Source organism: Agrobacterium tumefaciens (genome assembly GCF_005221325.1).
Classification (GTDB): domain Bacteria; phylum Pseudomonadota; class Alphaproteobacteria; order Rhizobiales; family Rhizobiaceae; genus Agrobacterium.
This window is the reverse complement of record NZ_CP039889.1, coordinates 908,479-924,971: the sequence shown is the minus strand read 5'-3', so window position 1 is coordinate 924,971 and position 16,493 is coordinate 908,479. Positions and strand designations below refer to the sequence as shown.

Here is a 16,493-nt window from a genome sequence, read left to right as displayed (position 1 = left end):
TTCGATGCCGGGGCGGTGGGGCTGGGTGTTGAGGCCGCCCCGGCATCTGGCGTCGCTCCCTGGGGGTAACAGAGCGACGATTCGGGAAATCAGCGGGATTTGGGCGTGTCTGAGCGCACAAGAAGGCGGCAAAGCTCGGGCTGCATGTCCATCGTAAGGCAACCGACAAGCTTGTCGTCGATGTCCGCATCGTCTTCGCCTAGAAGGAGATCGACCAGCTTGTTTCCAACTGTCATATGAACGTTAGCGTCCAGAACGGTGGCGTCCGCCTCTGTGGTCAAAAGGTCAGTCAAAGCCTGCTGCACGATCGTGTCATCCAGCGTAATTGAGGCAGGGCTATAACCGGCTGCAAGCTTCGCCTCGTTGAGCGCATGGGCAGCTTTGACAATTGCGCGTGCCTGCTCCAGCCGAACTTCCTCTTCGGAAAGCTGCGCAACGTTGAGTGCCATGGCCCGTTCGGCGCGCCGCACAATTTTGGTGATCGTCCGGCCTTCAAGAGGGTGGACGCGCAGCTGGTTCGCCGCCTCATCACTGATATTAGATGCGGCCGTCAGCAGCTCCGCTCGGGTGATAGCGACGGGTTGAACCTCGGATGGATGAGGGCGCTCGATCAGACCGTTTTTGACGCGCTCGTGCCAGTCCGCGAATTCATCGAAGGTCGGGCCTTCAAACTGACGCTGTTTCACGCCGGTTGCGAAGAAATAATAGGCCTCGCGTTTGTTCTGCGCGCGCTCGACGATGTTGTCGAAAGTGGTGATGACGAGGTCCATGACCCGTGGCGGGACGCGGTCAAAGAAAGGCACTGCGACGTAGTTGCGGACTGCTGCGCTCATTGAGCTGCTCCATAGTTTTTGAGGATGGTGAAAAGGACGGCCGAAACGCCTGCGAACGCAGGACTAAAAATCAGCAGGGTTTCGGCCCACCGGCACACGCGAGAGTGTGACGGAATGAAAATCGGGCTGTCGAAATTGGCATGCGGTTTCGTCATTGTGGGGTGTCTGCTGATCGGCGATTGTCGGGGTGTGGAGCGGTCGAGAGATTGGGTCTGACAGCCGGGGCGAACAAACGCCTTGCGCACGATGTGCGGCAGGCTAGAGCAGCAATCCCGAACCGTTCCACGCTTCATGCTGCGGCTTGCTCCGCTTCGGCGGCGCGGCGGCCGTTCCGGTAGTTCTCCGAAGGCTGCGGGCTAAGCCTGCGACCATCGGGCATGTAACGGGAGAACCAGAGAAGGTGCGGCCGGGTTTTCAGGGCCGCAGCGATGGCACGTTCACCCGCCGTGTGCGGCTCATGAACGGCATTGCCGGCAGTACCGGTGGGCAGGCAATATTTCTTGTCGATCTCGGCAAGCGTAATTTTGGCTACGATGAGCTTGCCTTTAATCCGGGCAATTTCTTCCAGCCGAAGGCGTTCGGCACGGCTCATCTTGCCGCCGTCAGAGACACGGTGCATAAAGGATTCCTTCCAGAAGGGAGGCCCTGACCGGCCTCCTTTTTTGGGGTTATTAATTCTGCGAACACAGAAAGGAATAAATCAGAATTCTGATTTTGTAAATCGGAAATCGGATTTATGCGGTGATTTATTGGCTAGACCTGAGATTCCGTCAAAAACGGCGCTCGGCACGCGACTTCGTGAGTTGCGAAGAAAGCTCGGCGATCCTGAAAGAGACGTGTTTGCGGCCCAGCTCGGCGTCAGCAAAACGACGCTAGGAAATTACGAAAAGGGAGACTCGGAGCCGACCGCTTCGGTGCTGGATTCATATCGCCATAATTTCGGGGCTAATGTCCTCTGGATACTGACGGGCGAAGGCAACATGTTTTCCGAATCTGCAACTGTAACCGAAGGTGTCGATATGGTGGAAATTCCGCTGTACGACGTTCAAGCGGCTGCTGGTTCTGGCCTTATTCCCAAAGACGACGGCCTGCATAATTCCGTAGCTTTTAGCCGCGCTTTCCTTCGAAGCATCGGCGCGAAGCCTGAAAATTGCATCATGTTGGAAGCCAAAGGCGAAAGCATGCTGCCGACCATCCCGGACGGCGCGTTTATGATCGTCGATCAAAGCAAGACCGACATCGTCGATGACCAAGTTTTCGTGTTCCGCGTCGGACCTGGTATCAAGGTGAAGCGGGCAAACTGGCGGATGGACGGCTCGTTGGAATTGCGTTCCGATAACGAACAGAATGGCTATCCCAAAGAAGTCATCGACGAGGACGTAGCAGATGATCTTTCCGTCATCGGCCAGGTGCTCTCCCTTCTTCGTCGAGCATAATTTAGGAATCACTCAGAAGTGGCATTGACTCATTTTGCAATGAGAACAAAATAGGAACATTAGTAACGCCAAATGTGAGGTAAGAGGGTATGGCGCCGGCTGATAAGTTCATTGTTGTTCCATTCGCAGAGCGGAGAAATGAGATGGTGAATGTCGATTGGAAGGTCGCGCCGAAGAATGCCCGTTGGTGGGCTGTCGATGCCAATGGTGAAGCGCACTGGTTTTGCGAACCGGACATCGCGGCATTTACTGACTTCTGGTTTTCCGAGCCGATCGGCGCACCTTCGTTCGGCTTCGACGGCGACTGGAGATCGAGCTTAACAGAGCGTCCGTCACGGTTTGGCCTGGTCCGATAACGCAAAAAGCCGCGTTGCATCTTCTCGCAACGCGGCTTTCTCTTATTGTCTTTGATTTCATTGTAAAAAATCATGATTTTTCGAACTTGCAAGACAGTTGCATGTTCAATTTAGCTTCGGGGCCGTCATTCGTGCTTGTTTGTGAGATATCTGCGCGAGGCCGCCGATTTCTAAAGGCCGGTTTTCTGGGCTTTAAGGGGTCTTAAAAGACCGATCGGGTGGTTTTTGAAGAGTTGTTGAGGGCCGTTCGAATTTTTCCCGTTTCTGCCACGACGCATCGCAGATCGCGCCGCCAGTCTGTCAAATTCGGTTTCTATCGCTTCTCGCCTGCACGCTTGAAAGCCCCTGATTTATAAGGCTTTGTCACCAGTTCCCGGATATTATCGGATATTCCCAGAGATTCCGGTAAGTGGTGACAAAGTACAACCTGTGCGTTCCCATCACAGCGATGGCCGACGCATATCCTGAGTGCGGCCCAAAAAAAGGGAAACCCGCTCACTGTTAAACACAGCCAGCGGGTCTCAACCTTTACCCCCTCCCACAAGGGCGGCTGCACAAAAGCACATGAAATGAAATATGGCAAGATCATGGCGAACATATTCTTGCGATGCATTGCCGCCTTTGGCTGATTTTTGTTCAGGAATTGAATTGCGCCGGGTCAGTTCTTTGGTGCCGCTGTGAATACTGCCAATTGGGCGTCGTAGGCCCGCTGGAACGCCGGACGGGCCTTGCCTCGATCAAGATAGGCCAAGAGGTTCCGGTAGTCTTTCAATATGCGAGACGATTCCAGCCGACGTAATACGCAGATCATCAGAATATCTGCGGCACTGAAAGAACCCTCAAGCCATTCGCGATCGCCAAACCACGCGGATAACTCGTCGAGGCGCTTCAGGAGCTGTTCCTTCACTCGGGCAAGGCGGGCTTCGTGCCAGGGCTCATCGCGTTCGAAGAGCCAGACCGTGGAGAAATTGAGGACGGGCGGTTCGATCGTGTTCAACGCAGCGAACATCCGGGCAATGGTCCGGGCTCGTCGCAGCGGGTCCTCCGGCAGCAGGCCTCTATGATGCTGCGCGATATGGAGCACGATCGCGCCCGACTCGAACAGAACGAGGTCACCCTGCTCATAGGAGGGTATCTGGCCGAACGGCTGGTAAGCGAGGTGCGAAGTTTCCTTCATCGCTGCGAACGACAGGCGCCGGACGTGATAGGGCTGCCCCACTTCCTCGAGCGCCCACCGCACCGGCATATCGCGCGCGAGACCACGGCCGCCATCGGGAGAGCGCTCGAAAACGGTTATCGTGGGGTTCGCCGTCATCTCCGTAGAACCAGGGACTGTTTCGATATTTGACATCCTATGTCTCCCATACGAGGTCCGTATTTCCCAAAGGAACAACCTCCGCCTCGCGGGACGTTCAGTCAACCGTGCCGCGCGGTGCACAGGCCGTCGATGTAGATATGGAGATGAGGACGTTCTTCGGCAGCATGGAATGAGAACGCCGATCGCAAGCCGAAACAGCGAGAAAAATCGTCGCATCTGGACGGGCGACTGTCTAAATATCGATTTTCCTGGGAAAATTTGGAGCGGGCGAAGGGATTTGAACCCTCGACCCCAACCTTGGCAAGGTTGTGCTCTACCCCTGAGCTACACCCGCTCAAATCCACCGGTCCGGGGTAGTTCGCTGAACCGTGGGCCACCAAGCGGCGACGGGCGCTATATCGCTCAATCGATTTTGGAATGCAACAGGGAAATGACAAAAACGCGAAAATTTCTTTGGGAAATGCGACAAGCGGCGGAAATGATTGATAATTTTTCAATTTGCCGGTTTTTCCTGCGTTGCCAAGCGTCGGCCGCCCGCTTAATCAGGAAAGAACGACAGTGGAATCGGCGGAAGCAGGCGGCAGGATATGACGGAAAATTCCCAGAAGACGGCAACGGAGCTGTTCGAGTTTCTCGACGGCCTCGGCATTTCTCACATCACGAAGCAGCACGAGCCGGTGTTCACCGTCGCAGAATCCCAGTCACTGCGTGATCTCATTCCCGGCGGTCATACAAAGAACCTCTTTGTGAAGGACAAGAAGGATCAGTATTTTGTTCTGACCGTCGAGGAAAATGCCGCCGTGGACCTGAAAAGCGTCCACAAGACCATCGGTGCAGCAAGTCGCGTCTCTTTCGGCAGGCCGGAAAAAATGCGCGAATATCTGGGCGTCGTGCCGGGCTCGGTCACGGTGTTCGGGGCCATCAACGACACGGCCAGACAGGTCACTTTCGTACTCGATAGCGATCTCCTGGAAAACGAGCTGGTCAACGGCCATCCGCTTTCCAACGACCAGACGACAACGATCGCGTCCAAGGATCTCATTCGTTTTCTCGAGGCAACCGGACATGCACCGCTTGTCTTGAAAGTCAGCGAGTGAGATACGATCTTTGCTTCAACTGAGACATGCGACAGAGATTACGGGAGACCGGCATGAGCGACACGAATAATCCCTACGGCGGTTCCTATGGCGGGCAGATGACCGCAAGCGCGCATCATAATGGCGAGCTGAACGGTGCGGCCTCCGGCCACATCAAGGACACCACGACGGCGGGGTTTTCCAAGGACGTTCTCGAAGAGTCGCGCCGCCAGCCGGTTCTGGTGGACTTCTGGGCGCCCTGGTGCGGACCGTGCAAGCAGCTGACGCCGGTGCTCGAAAAGGTCATCAACGAGGCGAATGGCCGCGTGAAGCTCGTGAAGCTGAATATTGACGATCATCCGTCCATTCCCGGCCAGCTCGGCATCCAGTCCATTCCCGCCATCGTCGCTTTTGCCGATGGCCGGCCGGTGGATGGTTTCATGGGTGCCGTGCCGGAAAGCCAGATCAGGCAGTTCATCGACAAGATCGCCGGACCTGACGCGGGTGATCCCAAAGCCGAGATCGAAGCGGTTCTGACCGAGGCGAAGCAGCTTCTGGCGGATGGCGATTTTAATGGTGCGGCACAGCTCTTCGGCGCCGTCATGCAGGCCGATCCGGAAAATCCCGCGGCGATTGCCGGTATTGCCGAATGCATGATTGCCGTCGGTCAATATGAGCGGGCCAGTGAATTGCTTTCCTCCCTTCCTGCCGAACTCAATGACGATGTGGGCATTCAGCTCGTTGCGAAAAAGATCGCGCAATATGAAGAAGCCCGCAAAATCGGTGACCCGGTCGCACTTGAGCAAGACCTCGCGCAAAATCCCGATCATCACGAGGCGCGGGTGAAACTCGCCAAGGTGCTGAACGCACAGGGACGGCGCGATGAGGCGGCGGACCATCTGCTTTACGTCATGCGCAAGGACCGGACCTTCGATGATGACGGCGCGCGCCGCCAGCTTCTGGAGTTTTTCGAGGCCTGGGGCTTCAAGGATCCGGCAAGTATTGCGGGTCGCAGGAAGCTTTCGGCGATACTGTTTTCGTAATGCGGGCATATCCCGGCCGTGGCGGCTGAGCCGCCGACCGGGCAGCAGTGAACAGGGGGCTTGATCCCAATGCATGTCGGAAATGCGAGATACGTGAAGAACGACGACCTGCCGGAAACCGTGCCGGTCTTTCCATTGCCGGGCGCGCTGCTTCTGCCGGAAGGCCATCTTCCGCTCAACATTTTCGAGCCGCGATATCTTGCCATGATCGACACGGCACTGGCGAGCCACCGAATTATCGGCATGGTGCAGCCGGCCCTTCACCTCATCGAGGCGGGGATTGAAAGCGGGCCTTTGAGCGCGGTCGGATGTCTCGGCCGCATTACCTCCTTTTCCGAAACGGGGGATGGCCGTTATGTCATCTCTCTCACCGGTGTCTGCCGTTTCCGCTTGCTGGAAGAGGTGGAGGCCGGCAAGCCCTATCGCAGCTTCCGTCACGCCCCCTTCATTGCCGATCTTTCCGGCGAATATGATGAGGAGGCGGTTGATCGCGAAAATCTGCTCCGGGTATTCCGCGCGTTTCTGGACGCAAACCAGCTGGAGGCTGATTGGGAAAGCGTGGAAAGGGCGGGCAATCGTGTCCTCGTCAATTCCCTTTCCATGATGTCTCCCTTCGGTCCGGCTGAAAAACAGGCGCTGCTCGAGGCGCCTGATCTGAAGACGCGGGCCGAAACATTGATTGCCATCACCGAGATCGTTCTTGCCCAGGGGTCGGGCGAGGGCGGCACCGTGCTGCAATAGGATCGCCGCCATGGACGACAGGATGAGCAATGTCGATCCGAAGCTGCTGGAGCTTTTGGTCTGCCCTTTGACGAAGGGCCGACTTTCCTATGATCGCTCCCGCAACGAACTCATCTCCGAAAGCGCGAGGCTTGCTTACCCGATCCGTGACGGCGTGCCGATCATGCTGATTTCCGAAGCGCGCAAAATAGAAGACTAGTCTCCCCTTCTTCCGCTCTCCACAGATTGTCATGTCGCGAATTGACGAAGATGCGTTGACAACCATGCGTGGATTTGACCAGAGTCCCGCCCGACATGTCTGTTGCGGGGAGAATACTGATGTCGTTGCGCGCTCTTGTCCGGGTCTCGTTGGCTGCGGTCTCTACCGCCTTCATTTTTCTTCCAGCCACGGCAGCAGAACCTTCGCGGAAGGTGGTAACCACCCAGAACGGCGATTATTTCGGCTTTGATCTTCGCACGGAGCAGAATGTCTCGCTGGAGCAATGCGGCGAGATTTGCGTCGGCGACGCCGCCTGCAAGGCCTTCACCTACAATCCCAAGGTGAAATGGTGCTTCCTCAAATCCGATTTCAATCAGCTGAACGCCTTCCCCGGCGCTGTTGCCGGCAAGATCGTGGACGTGGCGGCGGAGGCCGATATCGGTGCGCCGCAGCGCCTGCCCTTCGTCACTGACAGCCTGCAGCAGGAAGCGCGCCGGCTGAAATCCGGCCTTGCGGCAAATGACGGTGAGACCGGACAGGGTGTTGACGCGCTGGTCGAAACGGCGCGGCAGCAGGTGGCTTCGGGTAATATCCCCGATGCGGTCACGACCTACAAGGCGGCTCTTGCCATCACGCCTGAGGATGGCGCGCTCTGGGCGGAATTTTCGGAAAAGGCAGCGCTGGTCACCGATAATTATTCCATTGCCGGGCAGGCGGCGTCGGCCGCCATCAACGCCTATCAGCTGAGCCGCACGGTCAGCGCCCGAACGGAGGCTCTGAACCGGCTGGCGAAGGCTTTCGAGAGAACCCAGAATTATCGCGCGGCACTCAATGCCTATAAGGAGAGCCTTGCGCTCACCGACGATGCACAGACAAAAGCGGCCTATGCCGACCTGCGCACCCGCCAGGGTTTCCGCGTCATCAACAATACGGTGGATACGGACAGCGTCAGCCCGCGCGCCTGCGTGCAGTTTTCCGAACCGCTGGTGAAGAATGGCGTCGATTATTCCTCCTTCATTACGCTGGATGGGGCGGCCCCCAAGGCCATCGAAGCGAAGGGCAGCGAGATATGTGTCGAAGGCCTGACCCATGGCCAGCGTTACAAGATCGCGTTTCGCGCCGGCCTGCCGTCCTCCGTGGAGGAACCGCTGGAAAAGCAGGTCAATCTGGATATTTACGTGCGCGACCGCGCCGCGACCGTGCGCTTTACGGGTGAGAATTTCGTGCTGCCGGGCACCGCGCGCCGCGGCATCCCGATCGTCTCTGTCAATGCCGACAAAGCCGACCTGAAGCTTTATCGCGTCGGCGACCGCAACATCACCTCGCTTCTTTCCAATTCGCAGTTCCTGACGCAGATGGACGGTTACAATGCCGACCGTATCGAAAACGAGATCGGCGAACTCGTCTGGCAGGGCTCGATCGAGATCAAGCCCGATCTCAACAAGGATGTGGTGACGAGTTTCCCGGTGGATGAGGCCCTGCCGGAGCGCAAACCCGGCATCTATGTGCTGACCGCCGTGCCGCCTGGCGTAGCACCGGAAACATGGGATTCCCGCGCCACGCAATGGTTCCTGGTCTCCGATACCGGCATCACCACCTATGCCGGCACCGACGGCCTGAATGTCTTCGTCCGCGCGCTTGGCAGCGCCAAGCCGCTTGCGGATGTGGATTTGCAACTGCTTGCCAAGAATAACGACGTACTGGGCACGGCAAAGACCGATGCAGACGGCCGTGCGGTGTTCTCGGCCGGCCTGATGCGCGGTACTGCGGCGCAAGCGCCGGCAATCCTGACCGCGCGCAATGGCGACAAGGATTACGTCTTCCTCGACATGACCCGCGCCGGCTTCGATCTCTCCGACCGTGGCGTGACGGGACGTGCCGCACCCGGTGCGATCGACGTGTTTAGCTGGACGGAACGCGGCATCTATCGCGCTGGCGAGACCGTGCATGCGGCAGCGCTTGCCCGTGATGTCGATGGCAAGGCAATCGAGGATCTGCCACTCACCTTCATCTTCTCACGCCCCGATGGCGTTGAGGACCGGCGCTTCGTCAGCGACGGCAAGGCGCTCGGCGGCCATGCGGTCGATCTGCCGTTGCAGGCAAATGCCATGCGCGGCACCTGGACAATGCGCATCCATACCGATCCGAAGACGGCTGCCATCAGCGAAAAGAGCTTCCTCGTTGACGATTTCGTGCCTGACCGCACCGAGTTTGACCTTTCGAGCAAGGCAAAACAGATCGACCCGGGTGCGGAAACGGCAATCGACGTCGATGGCCGTTATCTCTATGGCGCCCCGGCCGCCGGCCTGACGCTGGAAGGCGAGATCGCAGTTAAGCCGACGCGCACGAGCACGGATTTCGAAGGTTATTTCTTTGGTCTGGCCGATGAGGAAAGCGAAGAGGAAAACCGCACCACGCTTGCCGATCTGCCGGTTCTGGACGAAGAGGGCAAGGCGAGCTTTAACGTCGATCTCACCGACCTGCCCTCCACCACCCAGCTTCTTTCCGCCAACATCACCGTGCGTATGCAAGAGGCGGGTGGACGTGCCGTGGAGCGCTCGCTGACGCTGCCCATCAAGGCGGAAGCGCCTGTGATCGGCATCAAGCCGCAATTTTCCGGCGATCTTGCGCAGAATTCCGTTGGCCGTTTCCAAATCATTGGCGTTGATGCCGATGGCGCCAAACAGGCGATGAGCGGCCTCAGCTGGAAGCTCATCAAGGTCGAGCGGAACTATCAATGGTATCGTCAGGGCAACTCCTGGCGTTACGAGCCGGTGGAATATACCAAGCAGCAGGAAACCGGCACGCTTTCGGTCGATGCCAATGGCGGCGAGATTTCCGTTCCCGTCACCTGGGGCCGTTACCGGCTGGAAGTGGAGGGCGCCGGCAATGGCGCGCCGGTTTCCAGCGTCGAATTCGATGCCGGTTTCTACGTCGAGGCAAGCTCGACGGAAACGCCGGATGCGCTGGAAATCGCGCTGGACAAACAGAGCTATAAGATCGGGGATACGGCCAAACTCAAGGTGTCCTCGCGTTTTGCCGGTGAGCTGATGGTGACATCAGGTTCCGAGAAGCTGATTTCCGTTCAGAATGCCGAGATCGGCGCGGATGGCGGCGAGATCGATATTCCCGTCACCGAGGAATGGGGCGCGGGCGCTTACGTCACGGCGACGCTGTTCCGTCCGGGCGATGCGCAGGAAAGCCGCATGCCGATGCGCGCCATCGGCATCAAGTGGCTTGCCGTCGATCCGGCCGAGCGCAAGCTTGCCGTAACGCTTGGCGCGCCGCAGAAGACACTGCCGCGCCAGCCGCTTGAAATTCCGATCACCGTTGCCGGTGCTGGCGTCGGCGAAAAGGCCTATGCCATCGTTGCGGCGGTGGATGTCGGCATTCTGAACCTCACCCGCTACGAGCCGCCGAAGCCGGATGAATGGTATTTCGGCCAGCGCCGGCTGGGGCTTGAAATCCGCGACCTCTATGGCCGCCTGATCGACGGTTCGCTTGGCGCCACCGGCCGGCTTCGCACCGGCGGCGATGGCGCAGGGGCAGCCCTTCAGGGCAGCCCGCCCACCGAAAAGCTGGTGGCCTTCTTTGCCGGTCCGGTCGAACTCGACGCCGACGGCAAGGCGACAATCAGCTTTGATATTCCGCAGTTTAACGGCACGGCTCGCATCATGGCTGTGGCCTGGACGAAGACGGGTGTTGGCCATGCGGTCTCCGATGCCATCATCCGTGATCCCGTTGTGGTCATCGCCAGCGCGCCGAAATTCCTCGCACCCGGCGATGTCTCGCAATTGCGGCTCGATATCGCCAATACCGACGGCGAAGCCGGCGATTACCGGCTGGATGTGACCAGTAACACGGCGCTGACGGTGGATCAGGGCGAGATGTCTCAGACATTGGCGCTTCAAAAGGGCGGCAAGTCGTCGCTGACCGTTCCGCTGACGGGCGAACAACCCGGGAATGGTGCGATCACCATCAAGGTCTCCAATGCATCAGGCATTTCGCTGGAGCAGGTTCTGAATGTTCCGGTGCGCCCGGCCGTTCTGCCGGTCACGACGCGGCGCGAAATCAAGATTGCGCCCAATAGCAGCCTGACGATCAACGGCGATCTGTTGGCCGATAGCATGCTGCTGGGGTCTTCCGTCGCGGTCAACGTCACGCGCTCGCCGGCCTTCGATATCCCGGCGCTGGTGATGATGCTGGATAAATATCCTTACGGCTGCGCCGAACAGACGACGAGCCGCGCTTTGCCGTTGCTTTATCTCTCGGAACTGACGAAGGACAGCGGCATGGCTGAGGACCCCGATACCCGCAAGCGGGTGCAGGAGGCGATCTACCGCGTGCTGTCCTTCCAGTCGAGTTCCGGCAGTTTCGGCCTCTGGTCTCCGGGTTACGGCGATCTGTGGCTCGACGCCTATATCACCGATTTCCTGACCCGCGCCCGCGAGCAGAGTTACGACGTGCCCGAAGCGGCCATGGTGCAGGCGCTGAACAACCTGCAGAACGGCCTCTCCTATGACAGCAATGTCAAGGATCGTGGCAACGAGATCGCTTATTCGCTCTATGTTCTGGCGCGCAACCGCAAGGCGGCGATCAACGATCTGCGTTATTACGCGGATACGGCGCTCGCCGATTTCCCGACGCCGCTCGCCAAGGCGCAGGTTGCCGCCGCCCTTTCGCTTTATGGCGATCAGGCCCGGTCTAAGAGCGTGTTCGGCGCTTCGCTCGACATGGCAAGCCGTGCCACCAATGTCAGTCTCGCGCGTGCAGATTATGGCTCTGCGCTGCGCGATGGTGCGGCGACGCTGGCGCTTGCGGCCGAAAGCCGTCCGGTTCCGGCCGTCGTGCCGCAGCTTGCTGGTGCCGTGGCGAAGGAATGGGAAAAGAAGCCCTATACCAGCACCCAGGAACAGGCCTGGATGCTGCTCGCCGCCCGCGCCGTCAAAGGCGAGGACAAGGATATCCGCCTCGATGTGAATGGCGATTTGCAGACCGGCGGCTTCGGCAAGCGGATGAGCGGCGATGAATTGCTGGCCGCGCCGCTGAAGATCGCCAACGCCTCGGCCGATCCGGTCACGGCTGTCGTCACCACGGTGGCGCCGCCGGCGCAGCCGCTCGCCGCCGGCGGTGAGGGCTTCACCATCACCCGCACCTATTATTCCATGGATGGCGAGGAGGTGAACCCGAGCGAGGTCACGCAAAACGAGCGTTATGTGGTGGTGCTGAACGTGGTGCCGCAGAATAACTGGCAGTCGCGCATTCTGGTGACCGATCTTTTGCCCTCCGGTTTCGAGATCGACAATCCAAGCCTCGTCAATTCTGCGCAACTGTCGAATTTCGACTGGTTGCCGGAAACGGAAGCGGCGCATACCGAATTCCGCTATGACCGTTTCGTCGCGGCCTTCGACCGCTCCGCCGGCGACAGTTCGGAGATTGCGCTCGCTTATGTGGTCCGCGCCGTCACCCCCGGCACCTATGATCATCCGGCAGCCTCGGTCGAGGATATGTACCGGCCGCAATTTGCCGCCCGCACGGCAACCGGCCGCATGGAGGTGCGTTCGGCAACCCCATGACGCGGAAAAAGGCTGTTATCATCGGCATCGTAATGGCCGCATTGCTTCTTGGCGGTGCGGCCTTCGGTCTTGATGCGCTCGACAAGGCCTATCCGCCACCGCTCCACGCGGCGCAGCAGCGGTCCTTCGAGGTGCTGGATCGCGATGGGAAGTTGCTCCGTGCCTTCGCGACATCGGATGGCCGCTGGCGGCTGAAGACCACGGCCGCCGAGGTTGATCCGCAATTCCTGCGCATGCTGGTTGCTTATGAGGACCAGCGTTTTTACGATCATCACGGCGTCGACCCCTGGGCGCTTGTGCGCTCTGCTTGGCAACTGCTGAGCAACGGCCGGATCGTCTCCGGCGCTTCCACACTTTCCATGCAGGTGGCGCGGCTGATCGAGCCGCGCGCTGATCGGTCATTCTCGGCCAAGTTCCTGCAGGCTGCGCGTGCGCTCCAGATAGAAAGAAGGCTCGACAAGGCTGAGATCCTCGATCTTTATCTGAATATCGCCCCCTATGGCGGCAATCTCGAAGGCATTCGCGCGGCAAGCCTTGCCTGGTTCGGCAAGGAACCGGGCCGGCTTGATACCGCGGAGGCCGCCCTTCTGGTGGCGTTGCCGCAATTGCCGGAAAAGCGCCGTCCGGATCGTTTCCCGGAGGCGGCGAGCGAGGCGCGCGAGCGGGTGCTGCAACGACTTGCCGTGGAGCGCGTGGTAGGTGAAGGAGAGGCGGAGCGGGCCGCATCGGCGGCGGTGCCGGTCAACCGGCAAGACCTGCCGTCCTATGCGCCACACATGGCGGTTGCAGCACGCGCAAAATTCCAGAATGCCACTCAGGTGCATTCGACACTGAGATTGCCGATCCAGCGGGAGCTGGAAGGCGTTGCCCGCCATGCGGCGGACAAGCTTGGCGACAAGGTCTCCGTCGCCATCGTCATGGCCGATGCGCTGACCGGCGATATTCTGGCGGAGGTCGGTTCGGCGGATTATCTCGATACGGCAAGGCGCGGTTTCGTTGAGATGAGCCGGGCGGTGCGCTCACCGGGCTCCACCCTCAAGCCGTTCATCTATGGTCTTGCCTTCGAAGATGGTCTTGTCGGGCAGGAAACCATCATCGAGGATCGCCCGGCGGATTTTTCCGGTTATCGACCGCGCAATTTCGACATGCATTATCAGGGCGATGTCAGCATTCGGCAGGCGCTGCAACTGTCGCTCAACGTGCCGGCGGTCAAGCTGCTTGATGCGGTCAGTCCATCGGCGCTGATGGTGCGGTTCCGGCGGGCGGGTGTCAAACTGGTGCTTCCGGCCAATGAAGCGCCTGGGCTTGCCATTGCGCTCGGCGGTGCCGGCATTTCCCTCGTCGATCTGGTGCAGCTTTATGCCGGGCTTGCCGGCAGCGGTGATCCCGTGCGGCTCGGAGACGGCGTCCGCGCCGCCCCGGAACGGCGGGAGGGTGACCGGCTGTTTTCCGATGCCGCGATCTGGAACGTCACCGACATACTCTCCGGCGTGCTGCCGCCGCTTGGCATGAAACAGCGCGGTATCGCTTACAAGACCGGCACCAGCTATGGTTATCGCGACGCGTGGTCGGTGGGTTATGACGGGCGGCACGTCATCGGCGTCTGGGTTGGCCGCGCTGATAATGGCGCGGTGCCGGGTATTGCCGGTTATGCGACGGCGGCCCCGATCCTGTTCGAGGCTTTCGCAAAATCCGGCGTGGCGGTGACGCCGATGCTTGGCCCACCCTCCGGCATTGCGCGCGTCGCCGTAACCGACCTTCCCGCCAACCAGCGGCGCTTTACCACGACCGCAAACGGCCTGCTTTCGGCGTCCAGACGGGAAAGCGCCCCGCGCATCGTCTACCCGCCGGAGGGCGCGCGTGTGGAACTCTCCAGCCAGTCCGGCATTTCGCCGCTGGTGCTGAAGCTGCAGGGCGGACGGGCACCTTTCCGCTGGCTCGCCAACGGCTTGCCTTTGCCGGATGCCTCTCATCGCCGCAACAGCGAATGGCGACCGGAGGGGCAGGGTTATTCGACGCTGACAGTGATCGACGCCGATGGCCGCGCCTCGAGTGTGCGGGTTTTTGTCGAGTAAGGTCTGGGACGGAAAGCCAAATGCTTGGTCGACGGTGGGAGCTTTCAGTGAAATACGCTGGAAAACAGGGACAAGTTCGGCACCGCGTCTATTGAGGAAAACGGCGAGGCCCAGCTAGCCCAATCTCCTGCCCTCGCGGCGTCAGGACGTTACGACGATGATGGGACCAATCTTGTATGTCTGGATGTTGAGGGCAGTACGCAGGAAATTCAGCGCGCTCTCTGTATCGGTCACGAAGAGCGTGCCGCTGACGACCCGCTGTGCGGTCGCTTCGTTTCCTATGACAATGCGCCCGTGAAAATGCCGCTGTATTTCTTCGACCACGTAGGACAGGGGCACGTTGTCCACGGTGAGCTGGCCCCGACGCCAGGCCAGCGCCGTGTTGGCATCCGTTTTTCGGATCGTGCTTTTCCCTGTCTCGTTCAAGTGAAGCACTTCTTCGCCTTCCTCGACTTTCACCGGAATGGCTCCCTGCGCCTTGAATTCGACCCGCACGGAATGTTCCGTAACGGCGATGCGAGTGTCTGTGGCGCTTTGACGAACATCGAAGGCCGTGCCGAGAGCTGTGACCAGGGTATCGTCGGTGCTGACGGAGAAAGGTCGCTTCGCATCCGGACTTACCTGAAAGAATGCCTGTCCTCGCAGGAGCCGGACGGTCCGTCGCTCGCTGGTGAAATCGAGCGCGATTGCAGATGACGCATTCAATTGAACCCGGGAGCCATCCTCCAGTGTCACTTCAGGCATTTCATCGGAGCCGGACATGATATCCGCACTCATGCGCATCGGGCCATCCAGAGCGACGAACAATGTTCCGGCGGCGATGATCGCGACGACCGAGGAGATGATCGTGTTGCGGCCGCGCGATGAGGATGCAACCGGCGCTTCACGCAGCCCGGCGTCAGACCGTATCGCAGTTCTCGCTTCACCGAGAATGCGCTTCGCCGCCGTGTAGGCCCGACAGTTCTCCGGATCCAGCTCCATCCAGCGACGAAACTCCGCCCGTTCCGTTTCGGGCTGGTCCGGGTCGCGGTTGCGAAACACCCAGTCGGCTGCCTCTCTGTTTCGTTTGCGCTGCTCACGCGTCAGACGTCTACGTTGCACGGAACGCTCCAATTATGCTCTTCCATGTGTAGACGAATGAGCTGTGTTGATTGGGATGTTTACTCCATTTCAAAAAGCCGGTCGAGGCAATGGCTGAGCGCGCGCCTGAGATGTCGGTCGACCATATTGCGTGAAATTTTCAGCTTTGAGGCGATCTGGTCGGGCGAAAGATGATGCAGCCTGTGCAGTATGAAGGCCGTGCGCCGTTTTTCGGGCAGGTCGGCGATGGCCTGTTTCAGAACCGTCAGCCGTGCCTCGACAGCCAACCCCTGATCGGGCGCGCTATCTGTCGTGACCACGGTCCTGGCATCTTCATCCGAGCCGGAAAAAAGCCTGGATTCGAACTGCTCGCGCCTGATCCGGTCGATCCGCATATTGGAAGCGGCGCGGCACAGGAACGCCTTTATGGATCGCTTGCCGGACAGGGCATCCGGCTGCAAGGCGAGTTTGACGTAGAGATCGTGTACGATTTCCCGCGCGGCCCCGTCTGAGCGACTGCGTCCCCCCACGGCCTTGATGATGTCGCCGTAATGTTCGACGATCGCCCTGTTCAACAGGTCGGTTCCGTCATTTTCATTGAGGCTGGCCGTCGACGTCCGCATTGCTTTCCTGAACCTCCGCAATCTGCAAGGTGCGACAACTGAAGGCGGACACGGAGCGCAAACCGGGTGCTCTCCTTAGGGGTTGTCCGAACCTGGTCATCATCCGGCACCGAAGTTTTGGCTCCTCGTTGCCGGTG

The 16,493-nt window shown here is 59.5% G+C and carries 13 protein-coding genes and 1 tRNA gene; 8 read left to right on the top strand and 6 right to left on the bottom strand.

Features of this window, described 5'->3' with window-relative positions; translation table 11 throughout:
* Positions 1–89 precede the first annotated feature (89 nt).
* Together CFBP5499_RS19065 and CFBP5499_RS19060 are read right to left on the bottom strand one after the other, a co-directional pair.
* Positions 90–833 (bottom strand): hypothetical protein, encoded by a 744-nt coding sequence (locus CFBP5499_RS19065; protein WP_080829290.1) that lies wholly within the window; start codon positions 831–833, stop codon positions 90–92.
* A gap of 289 nt (positions 834–1,122) precedes the next feature.
* The gene (locus CFBP5499_RS19060) at positions 1,123–1,452 is read right to left on the bottom strand and encodes a helix-turn-helix domain-containing protein (protein ID WP_065656421.1); all 330 of its coding nucleotides are present in this window, start codon (positions 1,450–1,452) and stop codon (positions 1,123–1,125) included.
* Between the two features lie 130 nt (positions 1,453–1,582).
* On the opposite strand from CFBP5499_RS19060, the gene CFBP5499_RS19050 reads away from it, so the two are divergent.
* Positions 1,583–2,269: a S24 family peptidase gene (locus CFBP5499_RS19050; RefSeq protein WP_233284540.1), complete on the top strand. Its 687-nt coding sequence runs from the start codon at positions 1,583–1,585 to the stop codon at positions 2,267–2,269.
* 143 nt (positions 2,270–2,412) lie between these two features.
* The gene (locus CFBP5499_RS19045; protein ID WP_080829292.1) at positions 2,413–2,625 is read left to right on the top strand and encodes a hypothetical protein; all 213 of its coding nucleotides are present in this window, start codon (positions 2,413–2,415) and stop codon (positions 2,623–2,625) included.
* Positions 2,626–3,283: 658 nt separating this feature from the next.
* On the opposite strand, the gene CFBP5499_RS19040 is transcribed toward CFBP5499_RS19045, so the two are convergent.
* Both CFBP5499_RS19040 and CFBP5499_RS19035 read right to left on the bottom strand, forming a co-directional pair.
* Entirely contained in the window at positions 3,284–3,976 is a 693-nt protein-coding gene (locus tag CFBP5499_RS19040; protein ID WP_080829294.1) for a glutathione S-transferase family protein, read from the bottom strand.
* 226 nt (positions 3,977–4,202) lie between these two features.
* Positions 4,203–4,277, bottom strand: a tRNA-Gly gene (locus tag CFBP5499_RS19035).
* A gap of 253 nt (positions 4,278–4,530) precedes the next feature.
* Here CFBP5499_RS19035 and CFBP5499_RS19030 point away from each other — a divergent pair.
* The 6 genes from CFBP5499_RS19030 (at position 4,531) to pbpC (ending at position 14,653) form a co-directional block, all read left to right on the top strand.
* Positions 4,531–5,040, top strand: a complete 510-nt coding sequence (locus CFBP5499_RS19030) for a prolyl-tRNA synthetase associated domain-containing protein (protein ID WP_080829296.1) — start codon at positions 4,531–4,533, stop codon at positions 5,038–5,040.
* Positions 5,041–5,093: 53 nt separating this feature from the next.
* A complete protein-coding gene (gene trxA, locus CFBP5499_RS19025; protein ID WP_080829298.1) occupies positions 5,094–6,062 on the top strand; it encodes a thioredoxin in 969 nt (322 codons plus the stop codon).
* A 69-nt stretch (positions 6,063–6,131) separates the two neighbouring features.
* Entirely contained in the window at positions 6,132–6,803 is a 672-nt protein-coding gene (locus tag CFBP5499_RS19020; RefSeq protein ID WP_175416827.1) for an LON peptidase substrate-binding domain-containing protein, read from the top strand.
* Positions 6,804–6,813: 10 nt separating this feature from the next.
* Positions 6,814–7,002, top strand: coding sequence for a Trm112 family protein (locus tag CFBP5499_RS19015; protein WP_080829300.1), 189 nt, complete (start codon positions 6,814–6,816; stop codon positions 7,000–7,002).
* A 119-nt stretch (positions 7,003–7,121) separates the two neighbouring features.
* Positions 7,122–12,578, top strand: a complete 5,457-nt coding sequence (locus CFBP5499_RS19010) for an alpha-2-macroglobulin family protein (RefSeq protein WP_080829302.1) — start codon at positions 7,122–7,124, stop codon at positions 12,576–12,578.
* Positions 12,575–14,653, top strand: a complete 2,079-nt coding sequence (pbpC, locus tag CFBP5499_RS19005) for a penicillin-binding protein 1C (RefSeq protein ID WP_080829304.1) — start codon at positions 12,575–12,577, stop codon at positions 14,651–14,653. The genes CFBP5499_RS19010 and pbpC overlap by 4 nt, the downstream gene beginning before the upstream one ends.
* A gap of 141 nt (positions 14,654–14,794) precedes the next feature.
* Here the strand turns inward: pbpC and CFBP5499_RS19000 are convergent, their stop codons facing one another.
* Together CFBP5499_RS19000 and CFBP5499_RS18995 are read right to left on the bottom strand one after the other, a co-directional pair.
* On the bottom strand, positions 14,795–15,754 hold the full coding sequence (locus CFBP5499_RS19000; RefSeq protein ID WP_233284217.1) for a FecR family protein: 960 nt from the start codon (positions 15,752–15,754) through the stop codon (positions 14,795–14,797).
* A gap of 59 nt (positions 15,755–15,813) precedes the next feature.
* Positions 15,814–16,356, bottom strand: a complete 543-nt coding sequence (locus CFBP5499_RS18995) for an RNA polymerase sigma factor (RefSeq protein ID WP_080829307.1) — start codon at positions 16,354–16,356, stop codon at positions 15,814–15,816.
* Positions 16,357–16,493: the final 137 nt, after the last annotated feature.